Consider the following 14,444-nt stretch of genomic DNA (forward strand, 5'->3'; position numbering starts at 1 on the left):
TCACCCGGTAGGCGCGGGAGAGGTTGTCGGAGACCCGCGCGTCGCTCTCGGCGTCCGCCACCTGGGCGTCGGCCGGCAGAAGGGCGGCGATCGCCCGGCGGACCCGGGCCGCGTCGGCGCCTTCGGCGAGCTTGACGTCCACGCGGTCGAGGCGGCCCAGGCGCGCGAAACGCCACTGGGCGTCGGCGATGTCGACGACGACGAGGCTCTGGTCCTCGCCCACCGCGGTCAGAACCCCGGCGATGCGGAAGGCGTGGGTCTCGCCGTTGGCGGTCACGGCCAGGGACCGGCCGGGCGCAAGGCCGGTCCGCGCCAGAAGGGCGCGGGAGACCAGGGCCGCGTCGGCGGAAAAGGCGCCCGCCCCCTCGGCGCCCACCAGGGAGGGGGTGACGTTCGCCGCCCGCAGGAGATCGAGGCCGATGAGGGTGAGGTCCGCCCCACCGGGGCCTTGGCCGCGCAGCTCGACCATCGGGCTTGCGGCGGCGACGTCCGCCGTCCGGGCCAGGCGCGGGTAGAGCGCCTCGTCGAACCCGGCAGGCGCGACCGCGCGCACCCGCAGGTCCGCCTCGCCGTTCACCGCCCGGATGGCGCGGCTGAATTCGTTCAGGGCCGAGGCGTTGACCAGATGCACCGCGAAGCCGAGCGCCACCCCGACGGCGATGGCGACCGCGGCGGTGACCACCCGGCCGGGATGGGCGCGCCACTCGCCGGCGGCCATCCAGCGGGCGGCGACGGCGGCGGAGCCCTCAGCCATCGTGCGGCGCCAGGCCATGGGGGCCAAGGTTCAGCCGCCGGTCGGCGACCGCGGCGGCGCGCTCCGAATGGGTGACCATCAGCACCGCCGCGCCCGAGGCGCGGATTTGGCCGGTGAAGACCTCCAGCACCCGCTCGGCGGTCTGCGGGTCGAGGTTGCCGGTGGGCTCGTCGGCGAGGATCAGGCTGGGCCGGTGGACCAGGGCGCGGGCGATGGCCACCCGCTGCAGCTCGCCGCCGGAGAGCTGGGCGGGGAAGTCGTCGCCGCGGCCGGCGAGGCCGACGGCCTGGAGCATCTCGCCGGCCCGCGCCAGGGCTTCGCCCGCGGGCGCGCGCTGCAGCACCAGCGGCAGGGCCACGTTCCGGGCCAGGCTGAGGTGCGGCAGGATGTGAAAGGCCTGGAAGACGAAGCCGATGCGGTCGCGGCGCAGGCGGGTGCGGGCGTCGTCGTCGAGGACGGCCAGGTCCACGCCGGCGACCGCGACGACGCCTTCGTCGACGCCGTCCAGTCCGGCGACCAGGTTCAGCAGGGTGGACTTGCCCGCGCCGGATTCGCCCATCACGGCGACGAACTCCCCGGGGTGCAGGTCGAGACCGAGGCCGTCGAACAGCACGCGGCCGCCGGGCACGGACTTCTTCAGCCCGCGCAGCGACAGGACGGGGGGAGCGGGCGGCGCGGAGGGGGGAGGCATCACAACCAGTCTAGCGCGCTTGCCGCCGAAGGCGCAGTCCCCCTGGCCCGGATTTCAGGTTTCCGACGCCTTTTCCGTGCGGTAGTCGCCGAACTTGGAGTCCCGTGACGACAGGGCCTGGGTCACGCCCTGGCGCAGCTCGGCCATGTATTCGCGGCTGGCCCGGGTGTGCCAGCCGAGGGCGTGCAGGTCGGTCCCCGCCCGCAGGCCGGCGCGCAGGCCCATGGCCTCCATCTGCCGGTGGACCAGGCGCTTGTTGAGCTGGGCGAGCTCGGGGTCGACCTTGGCGATGCGCTGGGCCATGGCCAGCACCTCGTCCTCAAGGCGATCGGCGGGGAAGGCGCGGTTGGCGAAGCCCAGGCGCACGGCCTCGGTCCCCGAGATGGCGTCGCCCGTCAGCATCAGCTCCATGGCCGCGCGCATGCCGACGATCCAGGCGTGGTACTGGTTGTCGGGCGGGCTCATGGTGCGCACGGCCGGGTAGCCGATCTGGGCGTCCTCGGCGACGTAGACGAGGTCGCAGGCCACCGCCAGTTCCGAGCCGCCGGCCAGGCACCAGCCGTGCACCTGGGCGATGATCGGCTTGGCTAGATCCCACATCCGGAAGCAGCCCTCCACCACATGGCGCGCCCACTGGCCCTGGCCGCCGGCGGTGTGGAACGGAAGCTCGCCCAGGCTGGAGAGGTCGTAGCCCGAGGAGAAGCAGGTCCCGGCGCCGCGGAGGACGATCACGCGCACCTCCGGGTCGCGGTCGGCGGCCTCCAGGGCGGCGAAGAGCTCGCCGCGAAGGGCGTTGGAGAGCGCGTTGCGCTTGGCCGGGCGGTTGAGGGTGAGCCGGCGCACGTGCGGCGCGGGATCGTCGGTCAGCAGGATCGGCTCGTCGCTCATGCGCGCTCCTTCGCGGGGGCTATTCGGCGGGGGCGGGGCGGGCCCGCTGGTTGTAGAGGAGCTTGCGGCGGCGCGCCTGCTCCTCGGGGGTGAGGCTCGCCGGGTCTTCGGCCGGGCCGGCCGCGACGGCCATGCCGCGCTGGACCGCCGGGCGCTCCGACAGCTCGTCAAACCAGCGCTTGAAGTATTTGAATTCGCCCAGGTCTATGCCCTGCTGCTTCCAGCCGACGGTCCAGGGATAGGAGATCATGTCGGCGATGGTGTACTCGTCGCCGGCGATGTAGCGCCGGTCGTAGAGGCGGTTGTTGAGCACGCCGTAGAGCCGGTGGACCTCGTCGTTGAAGCGGCGCTGGGCGTAGGACTGGTCGCCCGCCTCGGGGGGCACGCGGCTGAAGTGCCCGCGCTCGCCGGTCTTGGGCCCCTGGTTGGCCATCTGCCACATGACCCACTGGACCACCTCGTACCTGCCGCGCAGGTCCTGAGGCCAGAAGCGCCCGGCCTTTTCGGCCAGGTACATCATGATCGCGCCGCTTTCGAACACGCTGACCGGCTCGCCGCCGTCCGCCGGCGCGGTGTCGACCATGGCGGGCATGCGGTTGTTCGGGCCGATCCTGAGGAAGTCGTCGGTGAACTGGTCGCCCCGGCCGATGTTCACCGGGACGATGCGGTAGGGCATGCCCAGTTCCTCGAGGAGGATGGTCACCTTCTTGCCGTTGGGGGTGGGCCAGTAGTGCAGGTCGATCACGGGGCGCTCCTCTCCTTCGTTCCGCCAGACCCTAGAGTGGTGTTCGGAAGGGGACGGCGCACGCCCTGCACGGTTTCGTGTACGCCGACCGGCTCCAGGCCAAGCCATCAGACCCCGGCCGCCACGCCCCGGCAAGGCGCCGTCGCGTGAGCCGCGGCCCAGCCCGCCGGCGCGGGGCCGCGGTCAGAACGGACGGCGGCCGGGGCCTTGCGGCTGCACGCCGCGCAAGCCCTCGATCGCGCCCCAGACCGCCCGCAGAGCGGCGGGACGCGAGCTGGCGAGGCCCCAGACCAGCAGCCGTCCGCCGGCGTCCACCAGCCGCCACCGCCAGCCGTCGGCCGTCCGGACGAGGATCTGCGCATATCCCTGGGCGATCATGGCCGCGATGCTGAGCCGCCCAGATTTCTCCAGGTGTTCGCAGGTGTAACGCCGCGCGATCGGCGCCTGTCCAATGTAACGCCGAGGTCGGAAACCCGCGTCCAATGAGAACGACCGGTCGCATGCGGGACAAGTCGGCACGCTCCACTCGCGCCTTTCAGCAACAGCGCGGAGCATCGCCCGGTGGGTCTTCTGGAATTTGGAACTGCGCCGGCGGCCGAGGCCCGCGTTCGCCCGGCTCGACGGGAACATCGGGCCCAGGCGCGGCGGCTCGCCGGGCGCGACCTCGGCAACGACCTCTCCAACTTCCATCTCCTGAAGTACGCGGGCCGCGTGGACGGCTACTTCGTCACCGCCAAGAACTCGGGAACCCACTGGCTGCGCTTCATGCTGAGCGCCGCCATCGCCCACAGGCTGAACCTGCCTGCGCCGTCCCGCTCGAGCGGCCGCGACAGCGAGACCTTCATCTGCCATCCCAAGCGGCCGCAGGTGTTCTCCCACGCGCCGCGGATCGGCGCCTCGCACAACATTCCCTCGCGCCTGGTGGCGGCGCTGGCCCGGGCCGGGCTCGTGCGGCTGCCGCCGACGGTGGTGCTGGTCCGCGACATCCCGGAGGCCCTGGTCTCCTACTACGTCAAGTGGCGCGAGCCCTACGGCCTGGGCGAGCTGTCCGCCTTCGTGCGCCGGCCGGCGCCGGGCGCCAAGAAGGTCGAGGACGTCTGGTGGTTCGTCCGCTTCTTCAACCGCTGGGGCGGCCTGGCCCGCGCCTGCAAGGACCAGATCCTGGTGGTTCGCTACGAGGACGTGCAGAACGATCCTGCCGGATGGGTCCGGCGGATCTGGAGCCACTGGGGCGTGGAGCTGGACGCCGCCGACGCCGCCGCGGCCCTGGACGTGTCCAGCCGCGAGGCGCTGGCCGAGCGGCTGGACCCCGGCTACGGCGAGCCGATCGTGCCGGACAGGGCGCTGCGGGCGGCCGTGCGCCTGTCGGCCGCCGACGAGGCGGTGCTGGAGGAGGTCTTCTCCAGCCACCTGCTGTTCCGCCTCGGCTACGAGCATCGGCCGGTCCGGCGGCGGCGCAGCGTCTGGGGCGCCCGCGGACCGCGACCGGCCCGGACGGGCTGGCGGCTGCTGTGGGGCATGGTCTTCTTCGCCGCCGCCCTTGGCGTCGTCGGCCGCCTTCAGGTCTGGCGCGCCCTCGGCTGATCCGGCTCAGCCGGGGCGAGGCTCAGTAGGCGCGGCGCTGCTCGGCCGCTTCGCGCACGGCGGCCATTTCGGCCCGGTCGACGACGCCGTCGCGGTTGCGATCGGCCATGTCGAAGGCGACCGCCGGGCCGGTGGCGAACTCCTGGCGGCTGACCCGACCGTCGCGGTTGTCGTCGAACTGGCCGAAGATGTCGGACTGGCCGCTGGCCGCCAGGCGGCGGGCCGCGCGCGGGCCCACGTCGGCGTGGGTGAGGTATCCGTCGCGGTTGCGGTCCATCCGCGTGAAGGTCGCGGCCCGTGCGTCGATGAACTCGGCGCGGGTGACCCGGCCGTCGTTATTGACGTCGGCGCGGGCGAGCATGGCCTCGGCGGAGGGGGCGGCGGCCATCAGGCCGGCAGAGACGAGGGCGACGAGCATGTCGTGATCATCCGTTCCTTGGGGAAAGACGGTCCCCGCCGTGGGGGCGGCGGGGACCAAGGGGACGGCGCGCAGGCGCGCCGCTGGGGACGCTTCGGGGGGAAGCTCTCAGGGGGAAGGCCTGTGGGGGAAGGCCTGTGGGGGAAGGCCTCTGGGGGGCGTCAGGGATAGGTGACGGTGCGGGTGCTGGAGGCCGAGCCGCCGGCGCCGGTGGTCGCGCTGCGCGTCACCACCCGGCCCTCGTCGGTGTAGGAGACGTCCTTGCTGGTCGTCAGGCTGCCGCCGTTGGAGGTCGTGTAGGTGCTCTGGCGGCCATGGCCGTCTTCGGTGGCGTAGACCGTGCCCCAGGTCGACTGAGAGCGGCCGGCGGCGCCGGTTCGCGAGGCCGAATAGCTGGCCGAGCCGTCGCCGTTGGCGACCGCCGAGGTGCTGCGCGTGGCGGTCGCGCCGTTGTTGTAGGTGCGGGTGGCCGATCCGGCGTAGGCGCCGTCCGAGCGCGCGCCCGACCGGGTGGCGGTCACGCCCCGGCCATAGGCGCCCTGCACGGTGGTCGTGCGGCTGCGGGTCTGGGCCTCTGCGGCCTCAGCGGCGGCGAGGGTCAGGAGGGCGGCGATCGCGGCCAGACCGATGGCGGCCTTGGTGCGGGGGAGGGACATGGTGCATTTCCTTCGCAGACGTTGGGGTCGGGGGTCCGTCGGGACGCCGGGCAAACTCCACCCGTCCGGTAAGGCCGCCATGTCCGGGCCGCGTCGCTTCGTATCAAAGTGTATCCGCCCTACGGCCGCGCCTTCCGCGCCGCGGGGAAATCCGCCAGCTTCCGCCCATGAGCGAGACGACCCTGATCGCCGTGGTGGAGGACGACGCGGAAATCCGCGCCCTGGTCGCCGGCCTGCTGTCGCGCGAAGGCTTCGAGGTGGCCGCCTGTCCGGACGGCGCCGAGCTCGACCGGGTGATGGCGCGCCGGCGCGTGGACCTGGTGCTGCTCGACCTGATGATGCCCGGCGAGGACGGGCTGTCGATCTGCCGGCGGCTGCGGGCCGCGGGGGACACGCCGGTCCTGATGGTCACCGCGAAGTCGGACGACATCGACCGGGTGGTGGGGCTGGAGCTCGGGGCCGACGACTACATCGGCAAGCCGTTCAACCCGCGCGAACTGCTGGCGCGGGTGCGGGCGATCCTGCGGCGCACGCGCGCGATCCATCGCATCGCCGCCAACCCGCCGGCGGCCGTCTTCCGCTTCGCCGGCTGGACCCTGGATTCCGGCTCGCGGGCCCTGAGAGACCCCTCCGGCCGCCCCGTGGATCTGACGGGCGGGGAGTTCGACCTGCTGATGGCCTTCCTCACCCATCCGCAGCGGGTGCTGAGCCGCGACCAATTGCTCGACTGGACCCGCGGGCGCAGCGCCGAGCCCTACGACCGCGCCGTGGACGTGCAGCTCTCGCGCCTTCGCCGAAAGCTGGGCGACCGGTCCGAGGCGCCGACCTTCATCCGCACCGTGCGCGGCGGCGGCTATCTGTTCGCCCCACAGGTGGAGCGCGGCTAGATGCCTGCGCTGATCGACAATCTGGCGACCCGCATCGCGGTGATCCTGCTGGCCGGCCTGGTGGCCCTGCAGCTCATGATCGGGGCGGTGATGGTGCTGCCGGCGGGACGCGAGCGCGGGGGGCTGTTCCAGCTTCCGTCTCCGGCCGAGGTGCTGGCCGCCGCTGAGGCGATGGAGGCCAGCCCGCCCCAGGTGCGGCCCCTGATCGCGCGGGCCGTCTCCAGCCAGGCGATGAACGTGCGCCTGGAGACGGACTTTCCCCTCGACCCGCGGCTGCGCACCTACGTCCCGCCGCGCCGGCCGCTGGTGTTCGCCCCCTATCGGCGGGCCATGGGCGACCGGGACTTCGTGATCCAGGTGCGGCCCGGCGCCTATCTGCAGGCGGTCGCCCAGCGCGACGGCCGCCTGGTCGCCGACGGGCCGGTGCGCATCATGGTGCGCCTGCGCACGGGCGAGGTCATGACCATGGAGCGCACCGCGCCGGCGGCCCTGCGCCGTTTCGTGCGCCGTTCGGCCATCCTGGCGGCCCTCGGCGGCCTGATCCTGATGGCCATGCTGTGGCTGGCGATCCGGCGCACGGCGAGCCCGGTCGAGCGGCTGGCGGCGGCGGCGAGGCAGTTCTCGGGCGACCTCTCGGCGCCCGACCTGCCGGTGCAGGGGCCGCGGGAGATCCGCGACCTCTCGGCCGCGTTCAACGAGATGAAGCGGACGATCCGCGGACTGGTGGACGACCGCACCCGCATGCTGGCGGCCATCGCGCACGACTACCGCACCTATCTGACGCGGCTGCGCCTGCGGGCGGAGTTCATCGGCGACGCCGAGCAGCGGGCGAAGGCGGTGGAGGACATCGACGAGATGGGCCTGCTGCTGGACGACACCCTGGCCTTCGCCCGCGAGGCCACCGCCGACCGCGCGCCGAGCGCGCCGCTGGACCTTTCCGAGGAGACGGCGCGGTTCGTCGCCGCCCGCGCCGAGCTCGGCGAGCCGGTGGCCCTGGCCTCGGCGCCGGCGCGGCTGAGCGCGAGGGTTAGCCCGCTCGCCCTGCGCCGGATGCTCGCCAACCTGACCGACAACGCCGTGCGCTACGGCCAGGTGGCCCGCATCAGCCTGAGGGCGGAGGACGGCTGGGCCGTGGTGCGGGTCGAGGACGAGGGGCCCGGCGTGCCCGCCAGCGCGCTTGAACGCCTGGTCAAGCCGTTCGAGCGGCTGGAGGAATCCCGTCACCGCGGGGGCGGGGGGGCGGGCCTTGGCCTGGCCATCGTCGCGGCCCTGGCCGAGAGCCAGGGCGGGCGGCTGGCGCTGGCCAACCGGCCGGAGGGCGGGCTTTGCGCCGAGGTGCGCCTGGCCCTGGCCTGAGCCGCAGCGGCCGGACGCATCGACACGGGCCGGCGCGCCCTATATCCAGACGCGATGCGTTCGATGCGCGGCAAGTCGCGAGCCTTGACGGCCTGGGCCCTGGTCCTGGCTTGCCTGGCGCTCGCCATGCGCATCGCGGCGCCGCAGGGCTACATGCCGGCCCTGGCGGACGCCGAGGGCGGCGCGCCCATCGTGCTCTGCACGAGCCAGGGGCTCGTGGCGGTGTCGCCGGACGGCGCCGGCGGGCCGACCGACCCGGCGGACGGCGAGCCGGGACGCCCCGGCCACGAGGGGCCCTGCGCCTTCGCCGCCCTGGGGCCTGCGCTGTCGGCGCCGCCCGCGGGGCAGATCGAGGCGCCCGCCGACCTTGCGCCGGCGCCGGGCCCCGCCTGGAGCCTCGCCGAGGGGCCCGGCCCGGGACTTCTCGCGCCTCCGCCGCCGCAGACCGGACCGCCGCTCCGCGCCTGACGCCCTCGCACGCCGCGGGACGGCCGAACCTGAGCGCCTGCGCGCCTTCCGGCGCGCCTCTTCGAACTCGCGATCCAGAGGATCACCCCATGAACCGTCGTCATCTCTTCGCCCTTGCGGCCGGCCTTTCCCTGGCCGCCGCCGTTCCCGCCGTGGCCCAGAGCGCCAAGGCCGGAGCCATCTCCATCCAGCGCCCGTGGGTGCGGCCCACCCCGCCCGGCGCACCCACCGGCGGCGGCTATGTGACGCTCGTCAATTCCAGTTCGCAGCCGGACCGCCTGCTCGGCGGCTCCACCCCCGTGGCCGCGCGCCTGGAGGTGCACGAGATGTCGATGGACGGGTCCATCATGCGCATGCGCAAGCTGGAGAACGGCCTGGCGCTGGCGCCCGGCAAGACCGTCGAGCTGAAGCCCGGCGGCCTGCACCTGATGCTGATCGGCCTGAAGCGGCCGCTGAAGCCGGGCGAGCGCGTGCCGGTCACGCTCAAGTTCGAACGGGCCGGCGAGGTCGCCGTCACCTTCATGGTCCAGACCCCGCCGGCGGCGGGCCAGCCGCCCATGCACGGGAACCGCTGAGATGCGCAAAGGCCTCATCCTCTGGGCGGGGGGCGTCGTGCTGGCGGCGGCCCTGGCCCTGGGGGGCGTCTACCTGGCCAGCCGGCCGAGCGCCCCGACGGCGTCGACCATCGCCATGCCCGCCGACGTGCGGCTGGTGGACCAGAAGGGCCGGCCCTTCACCGCCGCGGACCTGAAGGGCAAGCCTTCGGCGGTGTTCTTCGGCTTCACCTACTGCCCGGAGATCTGCCCGACCACCCTCATGGACATCGGCCGCTGGATGGAGGCGCTCGGCCCCGAGGCCGACAAGCTCAACGTGGTGTTCGTCAGCGTCGATCCGGCCAGGGACACGCCCGAGCAACTGGACCTCTACCTGTCCTCCTTCGACCCGCGCATCCGCGGCGTCACCGGGACGGCCGACGCCGTGGCCGCCATGGCCAAGGGGTTCCGGGTCTACTACCGCAAGGTGCCGATCGAGGGCGGGGAGTACACCATGGACCATTCCACCGCTGTCTATCTGATGGACGCCAAGGGCCGGTTCGTGGAGCCCGTCGGCTACCAGGAGCCGATGGATCGGGTCATGGTGAAGCTGCGCCGGCTGCTCGGCGCCTAGCCGGCCGCTCGCAACATGGAGACCGACATGAGTTCGAAGCCCAGCGCCCAGGACGCCCGCTGATGCGGGAGGTCACCATTGCGGCGGTGGTGTTCGCCGGCGCCGGCTTGGGCGGGGTGGCGCGCCACCTGGTCAACCGCGCCGTCCCCCTGGCGATCTCCATGCACTTCCCGCTGTCGACGATGCTGGTCAACGTCACCGGCTCGATCGCCATGGGGCTGCTGGCCGGCTGGTTCGCCTTCCGCGGGGAGGCGAGCGGCCAGACCCTGCGGCTGTTCCTGACCACCGGGGTGCTGGGCGGGTTCACGACCTTCTCGGCCTTCTCGCTGGACGCGGCCCTGCTGTGGCAGCGGGGCGCCTCGGCGATGACGCTGGCGTATGTGCTGGGCACGGTGCTGGCCTCGCTGATCGGCGTGTTCGTCGGGCTGGCCGTGATGCGCGCCCTGGCCTGAAGCGGTCCGCGCCGCAAAGCGGGCGCCTGGAGGCTGTCTTCGCGCCAGGCGGCGGCCGGCGCTTTCCTCCGCGCCCGCGGCCGCTAGGCTGGCGCGTTCATCCCCGCGGAGACCCCGATGCCCCTGACCTTGCGCGTACTCCTGGGGCTCGTCCTCGGCCTGACGGCGGGCGCCGCCCTGTCGGCGGCGGGCTTCGCCGGCCTGGACCAGGTGATCGCCGTCGCCGAGCCGGTGGGCGGGCTGTGGCTGGACGCGCTGCGCATGACCATCGTGCCGCTGGTGTTCTCGCTGATCGTCACCGGCATGGCCTCGGCGCGCGGGGCGGCGGCGTCGGGCGGCGCGGCGGCGCGGGCGCTGGGCCTGTTCGCGGTCCTCCTGCTGGCTTCCGCCGCCTTCGCCGCGATCCTGGCGCCGCTGGCTCTGCAGGCCTGGCCGATCCCGCCGGACGCCGCCCAGGCCCTGCGCGCGGCGGTCGGCACGGCGGGCCCGGCGCCCCAGGCCGAGATGCCCCCGGCCGGCGACTGGATCCGAAGCTTCGTGCCGACCAATCCGATCAAGGCGGCGGCCGAGGGCGAGATGGCGCCCCTGGTGATCTTCGCCCTGCTGTTCGCCCTGGCGGCGACGCGGATCGCCCACGGGCCCCGGGCGCGGCTGACCGAGCTGTTCGAGGCGGTCGGCCAGACCATGCTGGTGCTGGTCGGCTGGGTGCTGTGGGCGGCGCCGGCGGGGGTGTTCGCCCTGGCCCTGGTGGTCGGCGCCCGCGCCGGCTGGGGCGCGGCCGGGGTGCTGGGCCACTATCTGGTGGTGCTGAGCGGGGTCTGCATCGCCATCACCCTGACCCAGTATCCGCTCGTGACCCTCCTGGGGAAGGTCGCCCCCTGGCGCTTCGCCCGGGCGGTGGCGCCGGCGCAGGTGACGGCGTTCTCGACCCAGTCGTCCATCGCCTCCCTGCCGGCCATGCTGCAGGGCGCGCGGGCGGCGGGCGCTTCGAGCCGGGCGGCGGGGGTCGTGCTGCCGCTGGCGGTGTCGCTGTTCCGGATCACCAGCCCGGCGGCCAACCTGGGCGTGGCGCTCTATGTGGCCCAGGTCTATGGACTGGCCCTGACGCCGGGCCAGATCGCCGTCGCGGTGGGCGTGGCGGCCGTAGTCAGCCTGGCCGCCGTCGGCCTGCCGGGACAGACGACCTTCTTCACGACCATAGTTCCGATCTGCCTCAGCCTCGGCGTGCCGCTGGAACTCCTGCCCATCCTGCTGGCGGTCGAGACCATCCCCGACATCTTCCGCACGGTCGGCAACGTCACCGCCGACGTCGCGGTCGCCGCGATCGCCGGACGGGACGAGGGGCGGGCGGACGCCGGATCAGTCGAAGACGACCCCCAGGCGCCATAGGGCGGTGAACAGGCGCTGCAGGCTGGCGGCGGCGTCGCGGCGGTGGGCCACCAGGAGGTCGTCGAGCAGGATCCGCTGGGTGACGTAGAGCCCCTCGGCGTCGCGGGCGCAGGCGCCGCGCTCGACCAGGACCGCCGCGCGCCGCCGCACGGTCTCGAACGACAGTCCCAGTTCCCCCGCCAGCCGGCGTACGCTCACCCGCCGGCGCGCCTCGTCCGGCACCGCCGCGCCGGGGGCGGCGTAGCGGGCGGAGGCCTCCTGCGAGTGGGTGATGTGCTCCACGTTCAGGACGGCGACGGCCAGGAACAGGATCGCGTTGAACAGCTCCCCGGCGATGGGACGGGAGACCTCCAGGTAGCGCAGGACGAAGCCGGAGGTGAAGCGCATGGCCAGGCGGACGGGCTCGTCCACGGGCGCTTCCGGCTGCGTCTCGCCCGCCACCGCATCGGCCAGGGGGCTGAACTCCGGCGCTAGGCGCGTCAGGTCCCGATAGAGCTTCAGAAGCGCGTCGTAGTTGCTCTGGGCGAACACCTGCATCTGGGGCGTGACGAGCTGGCGCTGGGCCAGGATCACGCCGTCCCGGGTCTCCAGCACCATGTCGCGCTCGGCCAGGGCGTGGATGCGCCGGCGGACGGTCTCGAACGGCAGGTCCAGCGAACCGGCGATCGCATTGATGCTCGCCGGCCGACGCATGCCGTCCGGAAGGGGGGTGTTGAAGCCGGCATAGGCGAAGGAGGTTTCCGGTTCGGCGGCGATGTGCCGGACGTTGGCGTTCAGGATCGCCGTGCGGATCACTCCGTCGATGAAGTCGTGTTCGCTGACGCGGGCGGCGCTGCGCAGGAAGTCCAGAACGAACTCGGCCGCGAGCCGGCCGACCGCGGGCGAGGGGCCTGATTGCGGCGCGGACGCCATGGGCGGCACCTATTGCTCCAGAGTTCCGCCATTGAAGTTGCAGGCGAATTCGATGAGTAGGCGACTCGCTGGACAACGCGAAGCCAGAATCGCGCACCAGGAAGGGGTCGCAGGCGCTGTGGCACGCCGTCGCACGCTCGAAATGAATATCGACTTCAACCGAGGCTTGTGGCTTCCAATACATCTGATCGTTGGCGAAGTATTGGCGAGCAAAGGTCACCCAAAATGGGTAACTCCAGTCTGCAATTCGAAACTGGTGTTAACTACAGATGGGCGCAGATCGTGGCGCGCTATGGCCGGACTCTCGGCCTTGCACGGAAGCTGGGAGACCTGCGCATGGCTATCCGCCCGAACGACAGGGCGATCGGGCTCGACGCGGCCGGCGACGAGCGGGCCAGGCTGAACGGCCGGCGCTGCGGGACCGTCGTGGCCTTTCCGACGACCCGCTCCGCTCCCCGGCCCATTCCGAAGCTGGAACTGCTGAGCGCCCTGTTCGGCGCCCTGTCGCTGGCCGGCGGGGAGGCCAGCGTCGAGGCCCTGGTGACGATGATCTCCGCGGCCCTGCCGGACCGCAGTCCCGCCAGCGTCCGCAGCGAGGTGAGCGAGCTGCTCGCCTACTACTCGGCGCCGAAGGGCAAGGGGCCGGCCGGCGTATGCATCTTCGACGACCTGGGCGGGGGCCGCTACGGCCTGAGCGCCGGGGTGCGCGAATATCTCCTCTGACGGCGGCGCTCAGGCGTGCCGGGTCATGTCCGGCAGGCCCAGGATGCGCTTGGAGATGATGTTGTTCTGGATCTCGAACGAGCCGCCGGCGATGGTCGACGACTTGATGCGCAGGTAGGCCCGCGCCGCCGCCAGCTCCTCGGCGCTGAAGCTCTCGCCCTGCCAGCCCAGGCCGTTCGCGCCCATGGCCTCGATCATCAGTTCGGCGTGGTCCACCGAAAGCTTCGAGCTGGCGTTCTTCATGATCGAGGTGGCGGCGCTCGGCCCGTTGCGGCTCTTACCCTCGTCGGCCACCCGCTGGAGCGTCAGGGCGTAGGCGCGCGCGTCGATGTCGTGCTGGGCCAGGCGCGTGCGGAAGTCCGGGTCGGCCAGCCGGCCGGTCTCGTCCAGGCCGATGTAGCGGCGGGCCGCCTCGCGCAGGGCGGCGGGATTGGCCCGCGGCCGGCCGCCGCCGCCGGACGAGAGGCTGTTGCGCTCGTGCTGCAGGAGGCGCTTGCCCACGGTCCAACCGCCGTTCAGCGGGCCGACGAGGTTCTCCTTGGGCACCTTCACGTCGGTGAAGAAGGTCTCGCAGAAGGGCGACGAGCCGGAGATCAGCAGGATCGGCCGCGTCTCCACGCCGGGCGTCCTCATGTCGATCAGGACGAAGCTGATGCCCTCGTGCTTGCGGCTGCGGTCGGTGCGCACCAGGCAGAAGCACCAGTCGGCGTACTGGGCGCCGCTGGTCCAGATCTTCTGGCCGTTGACCAGGAAATGGTCGCCCTTGTCCTCGGCGAAGGTCTGCAGAGAGGCGAGGTCCGAGCCGGACCCGGGCTCGGAGTAGCCCTGGCACCAGCGGAGCTCGCCGCGGCAGATCGGCGGGATGTGCCGCAGCTTCTGCTCTTCGGTCCCGTATTCCAGCAGGGTGGGGCCGAACATCATCACCCCCATGCCGCCGATGGGGTTCCAGGCGCCGATCGCCGCCATCTCGTCGGCCAGGACCCGCGCCTCGGCGTGGGAGAGGCCGCCGCCGCCGTAGGCCTTCGGCCAGGTCGGCACGCCCCAGCCGGTCTCGCCCATGCGTTCGCGCCACAGCCTGTAGTCGCCTTCCACGGGGACCGGCGCCTCGCTGGCCGGAATGTCGAAGCGTCCCTTCAGCGAGGGCGGGAAGTTGGCTTGGAGCCAGGCGCGCGCCTGGGCGCGGAACGTCTCGATGTCGCCGCCGCCGAAATCGGCCATGGTGTCCTCCCTGGACGGTTTTCGGCGATCTTGCGCCCGTGAACCGTGTCCGGATAGGGGTCGGCGCCGCTACGGCGCCTTGCAGCGGCGGCGAAATCGACGGAGACGGGCGGGGCGACTGCGGAGGGGACGGCCA

The 14,444-nt window shown here is 72.8% G+C and carries 18 protein-coding genes; 9 read left to right on the top strand and 9 right to left on the bottom strand.

What is annotated here, in order from left to right; all coding sequences use genetic code 11:
- The 5 genes from ACK4YQ_RS15225 to ACK4YQ_RS15245 form a co-directional block, all read right to left on the bottom strand.
- Window positions 1-754 (bottom strand): ABC transporter permease (locus ACK4YQ_RS15225; RefSeq protein WP_409612348.1); only part of this gene is annotated, 754 nt, incomplete at its 3' end.
- Entirely contained in the window at window positions 747-1,445 is a 699-nt protein-coding gene (locus tag ACK4YQ_RS15230) for an ABC transporter ATP-binding protein (protein WP_409612350.1), read from the bottom strand. The genes ACK4YQ_RS15225 and ACK4YQ_RS15230, both read right to left, overlap by 8 nt.
- A 54-nt stretch (window positions 1,446-1,499) precedes the next feature.
- Window positions 1,500-2,333, bottom strand: a complete 834-nt coding sequence (locus ACK4YQ_RS15235; protein ID WP_409612352.1) for an enoyl-CoA hydratase-related protein — start codon at window positions 2,331-2,333, stop codon at window positions 1,500-1,502.
- Window positions 2,334-2,352: 19 nt separating this feature from the next.
- A complete protein-coding gene (locus tag ACK4YQ_RS15240; RefSeq protein ID WP_409612354.1) occupies window positions 2,353-3,078 on the bottom strand; it encodes a glutathione S-transferase N-terminal domain-containing protein in 726 nt (241 codons plus the stop codon).
- Window positions 3,079-3,261: 183 nt separating this feature from the next.
- Window positions 3,262-3,456 (bottom strand): hypothetical protein, encoded by a 195-nt coding sequence (locus ACK4YQ_RS15245; protein ID WP_409612356.1) that lies wholly within the window; start codon window positions 3,454-3,456, stop codon window positions 3,262-3,264.
- 183 nt (window positions 3,457-3,639) lie between these two features.
- Between ACK4YQ_RS15245 and ACK4YQ_RS15250 the strand changes: the two genes are divergently transcribed.
- Window positions 3,640-4,662 carry a sulfotransferase domain-containing protein gene (locus ACK4YQ_RS15250; RefSeq protein WP_409612358.1) on the top strand — a complete coding sequence of 341 codons (1,023 nt, stop codon included), beginning with the start codon at window positions 3,640-3,642 and terminating at the stop codon, window positions 4,660-4,662.
- A gap of 22 nt (window positions 4,663-4,684) precedes the next feature.
- Here ACK4YQ_RS15250 and ACK4YQ_RS15255 read toward each other — a convergent pair whose 3' ends face one another.
- Entirely contained in the window at window positions 4,685-5,080 is a 396-nt protein-coding gene (locus tag ACK4YQ_RS15255; RefSeq protein WP_409612360.1) for an EF-hand domain-containing protein, read from the bottom strand.
- Between the two features lie 161 nt (window positions 5,081-5,241).
- Window positions 5,242-5,736: a hypothetical protein gene (locus ACK4YQ_RS15260; RefSeq protein ID WP_409612362.1), complete on the bottom strand. Its 495-nt coding sequence runs from the start codon at window positions 5,734-5,736 to the stop codon at window positions 5,242-5,244.
- Window positions 5,737-5,903: 167 nt separating this feature from the next.
- On the opposite strand from ACK4YQ_RS15260, the gene ACK4YQ_RS15265 reads away from it, so the two are divergent.
- The 7 genes from ACK4YQ_RS15265 to ACK4YQ_RS15295 all read left to right on the top strand — a co-directional run bounded on the left by ACK4YQ_RS15265 (window position 5,904) and on the right by ACK4YQ_RS15295 (window position 11,455).
- Window positions 5,904-6,623: a response regulator gene (locus ACK4YQ_RS15265; protein WP_409612364.1), complete on the top strand. Its 720-nt coding sequence runs from the start codon at window positions 5,904-5,906 to the stop codon at window positions 6,621-6,623.
- Window positions 6,624-7,979 (top strand): ATP-binding protein, encoded by a 1,356-nt coding sequence (locus ACK4YQ_RS15270; protein ID WP_409612366.1) that lies wholly within the window; start codon window positions 6,624-6,626, stop codon window positions 7,977-7,979. It abuts the gene before it with no gap.
- A gap of 84 nt (window positions 7,980-8,063) precedes the next feature.
- The gene (locus ACK4YQ_RS15275; RefSeq protein ID WP_409612368.1) at window positions 8,064-8,447 is read left to right on the top strand and encodes a hypothetical protein; all 384 of its coding nucleotides are present in this window, start codon (window positions 8,064-8,066) and stop codon (window positions 8,445-8,447) included.
- Between the two features lie 89 nt (window positions 8,448-8,536).
- A complete protein-coding gene (locus ACK4YQ_RS15280; RefSeq protein ID WP_409612370.1) occupies window positions 8,537-9,022 on the top strand; it encodes a copper chaperone PCu(A)C in 486 nt (161 codons plus the stop codon).
- A gap of 1 nt (window position 9,023) precedes the next feature.
- Window positions 9,024-9,614 (top strand): SCO family protein, encoded by a 591-nt coding sequence (locus tag ACK4YQ_RS15285; protein WP_409612371.1) that lies wholly within the window; start codon window positions 9,024-9,026, stop codon window positions 9,612-9,614.
- Window positions 9,615-9,676: 62 nt separating this feature from the next.
- The gene (gene crcB / locus ACK4YQ_RS15290; protein WP_409612373.1) at window positions 9,677-10,066 is read left to right on the top strand and encodes a fluoride efflux transporter CrcB; all 390 of its coding nucleotides are present in this window, start codon (window positions 9,677-9,679) and stop codon (window positions 10,064-10,066) included.
- A 117-nt stretch (window positions 10,067-10,183) separates the two neighbouring features.
- Entirely contained in the window at window positions 10,184-11,455 is a 1,272-nt protein-coding gene (locus ACK4YQ_RS15295) for a dicarboxylate/amino acid:cation symporter (RefSeq protein WP_409612375.1), read from the top strand.
- Here the strand turns inward: ACK4YQ_RS15295 and ACK4YQ_RS15300 are convergent.
- Window positions 11,426-12,367: a hypothetical protein gene (locus tag ACK4YQ_RS15300; RefSeq protein ID WP_409612377.1), complete on the bottom strand. Its 942-nt coding sequence runs from the start codon at window positions 12,365-12,367 to the stop codon at window positions 11,426-11,428. The two genes, ACK4YQ_RS15295 and ACK4YQ_RS15300, sit on opposite strands and share 30 nt — an antisense overlap.
- A 336-nt stretch (window positions 12,368-12,703) precedes the next feature.
- On the opposite strand from ACK4YQ_RS15300, the gene ACK4YQ_RS15305 reads away from it, so the two are divergent.
- Window positions 12,704-13,090: a hypothetical protein gene (locus tag ACK4YQ_RS15305; RefSeq protein ID WP_409612379.1), complete on the top strand. Its 387-nt coding sequence runs from the start codon at window positions 12,704-12,706 to the stop codon at window positions 13,088-13,090.
- 9 nt (window positions 13,091-13,099) lie between these two features.
- On the opposite strand, the gene ACK4YQ_RS15310 is transcribed toward ACK4YQ_RS15305, so the two are convergent.
- The gene (locus ACK4YQ_RS15310) at window positions 13,100-14,308 is read right to left on the bottom strand and encodes an acyl-CoA dehydrogenase family protein (RefSeq protein WP_409612381.1); all 1,209 of its coding nucleotides are present in this window, start codon (window positions 14,306-14,308) and stop codon (window positions 13,100-13,102) included.
- Window positions 14,309-14,444: the final 136 nt, after the last annotated feature.

It is taken from the genome of Phenylobacterium sp. (assembly GCF_046291545.1).
Classification (GTDB): domain Bacteria; phylum Pseudomonadota; class Alphaproteobacteria; order Caulobacterales; family Caulobacteraceae; genus Phenylobacterium.

Bases quoted from the DNA above. Each gene is read 5' to 3' on its own strand.
- ACK4YQ_RS15280 (WP_409612370.1), top strand. From the start codon at position 8,537: ATGAACCGTCGTCATCTCTTCGCCCTTGCGGCCGGCCTTTCCCTGGCC.
- ACK4YQ_RS15310 (WP_409612381.1), bottom strand. From the start codon at position 14,308: ATGGCCGATTTCGGCGGCGGCGACATCGAGACGTTCCGCGCCCAGGCG.
- ACK4YQ_RS15300 (WP_409612377.1), bottom strand. From the start codon at position 12,367: ATGGCGTCCGCGCCGCAATCAGGCCCCTCGCCCGCGGTCGGCCGGCTC.
- ACK4YQ_RS15230 (WP_409612350.1), bottom strand. From the start codon at position 1,445: ATGCCTCCCCCCTCCGCGCCGCCCGCTCCCCCCGTCCTGTCGCTGCGC.
- ACK4YQ_RS15305 (WP_409612379.1), top strand. From the start codon at position 12,704: ATGGCTATCCGCCCGAACGACAGGGCGATCGGGCTCGACGCGGCCGGC.
- ACK4YQ_RS15245 (WP_409612356.1), bottom strand. From the start codon at position 3,456: ATGATCGCCCAGGGATATGCGCAGATCCTCGTCCGGACGGCCGACGGC.
- ACK4YQ_RS15265 (WP_409612364.1), top strand. From the start codon at position 5,904: ATGAGCGAGACGACCCTGATCGCCGTGGTGGAGGACGACGCGGAAATC.
- ACK4YQ_RS15235 (WP_409612352.1), bottom strand. From the start codon at position 2,333: ATGAGCGACGAGCCGATCCTGCTGACCGACGATCCCGCGCCGCACGTG.
- crcB (WP_409612373.1), top strand. From the start codon at position 9,677: ATGCGGGAGGTCACCATTGCGGCGGTGGTGTTCGCCGGCGCCGGCTTG.
- ACK4YQ_RS15260 (WP_409612362.1), bottom strand. From the start codon at position 5,736: ATGTCCCTCCCCCGCACCAAGGCCGCCATCGGTCTGGCCGCGATCGCC.
- ACK4YQ_RS15285 (WP_409612371.1), top strand. From the start codon at position 9,024: ATGCGCAAAGGCCTCATCCTCTGGGCGGGGGGCGTCGTGCTGGCGGCG.
- ACK4YQ_RS15295 (WP_409612375.1), top strand. From the start codon at position 10,184: ATGCCCCTGACCTTGCGCGTACTCCTGGGGCTCGTCCTCGGCCTGACG.
- ACK4YQ_RS15255 (WP_409612360.1), bottom strand. From the start codon at position 5,080: ATGCTCGTCGCCCTCGTCTCTGCCGGCCTGATGGCCGCCGCCCCCTCC.
- ACK4YQ_RS15270 (WP_409612366.1), top strand. From the start codon at position 6,624: ATGCCTGCGCTGATCGACAATCTGGCGACCCGCATCGCGGTGATCCTG.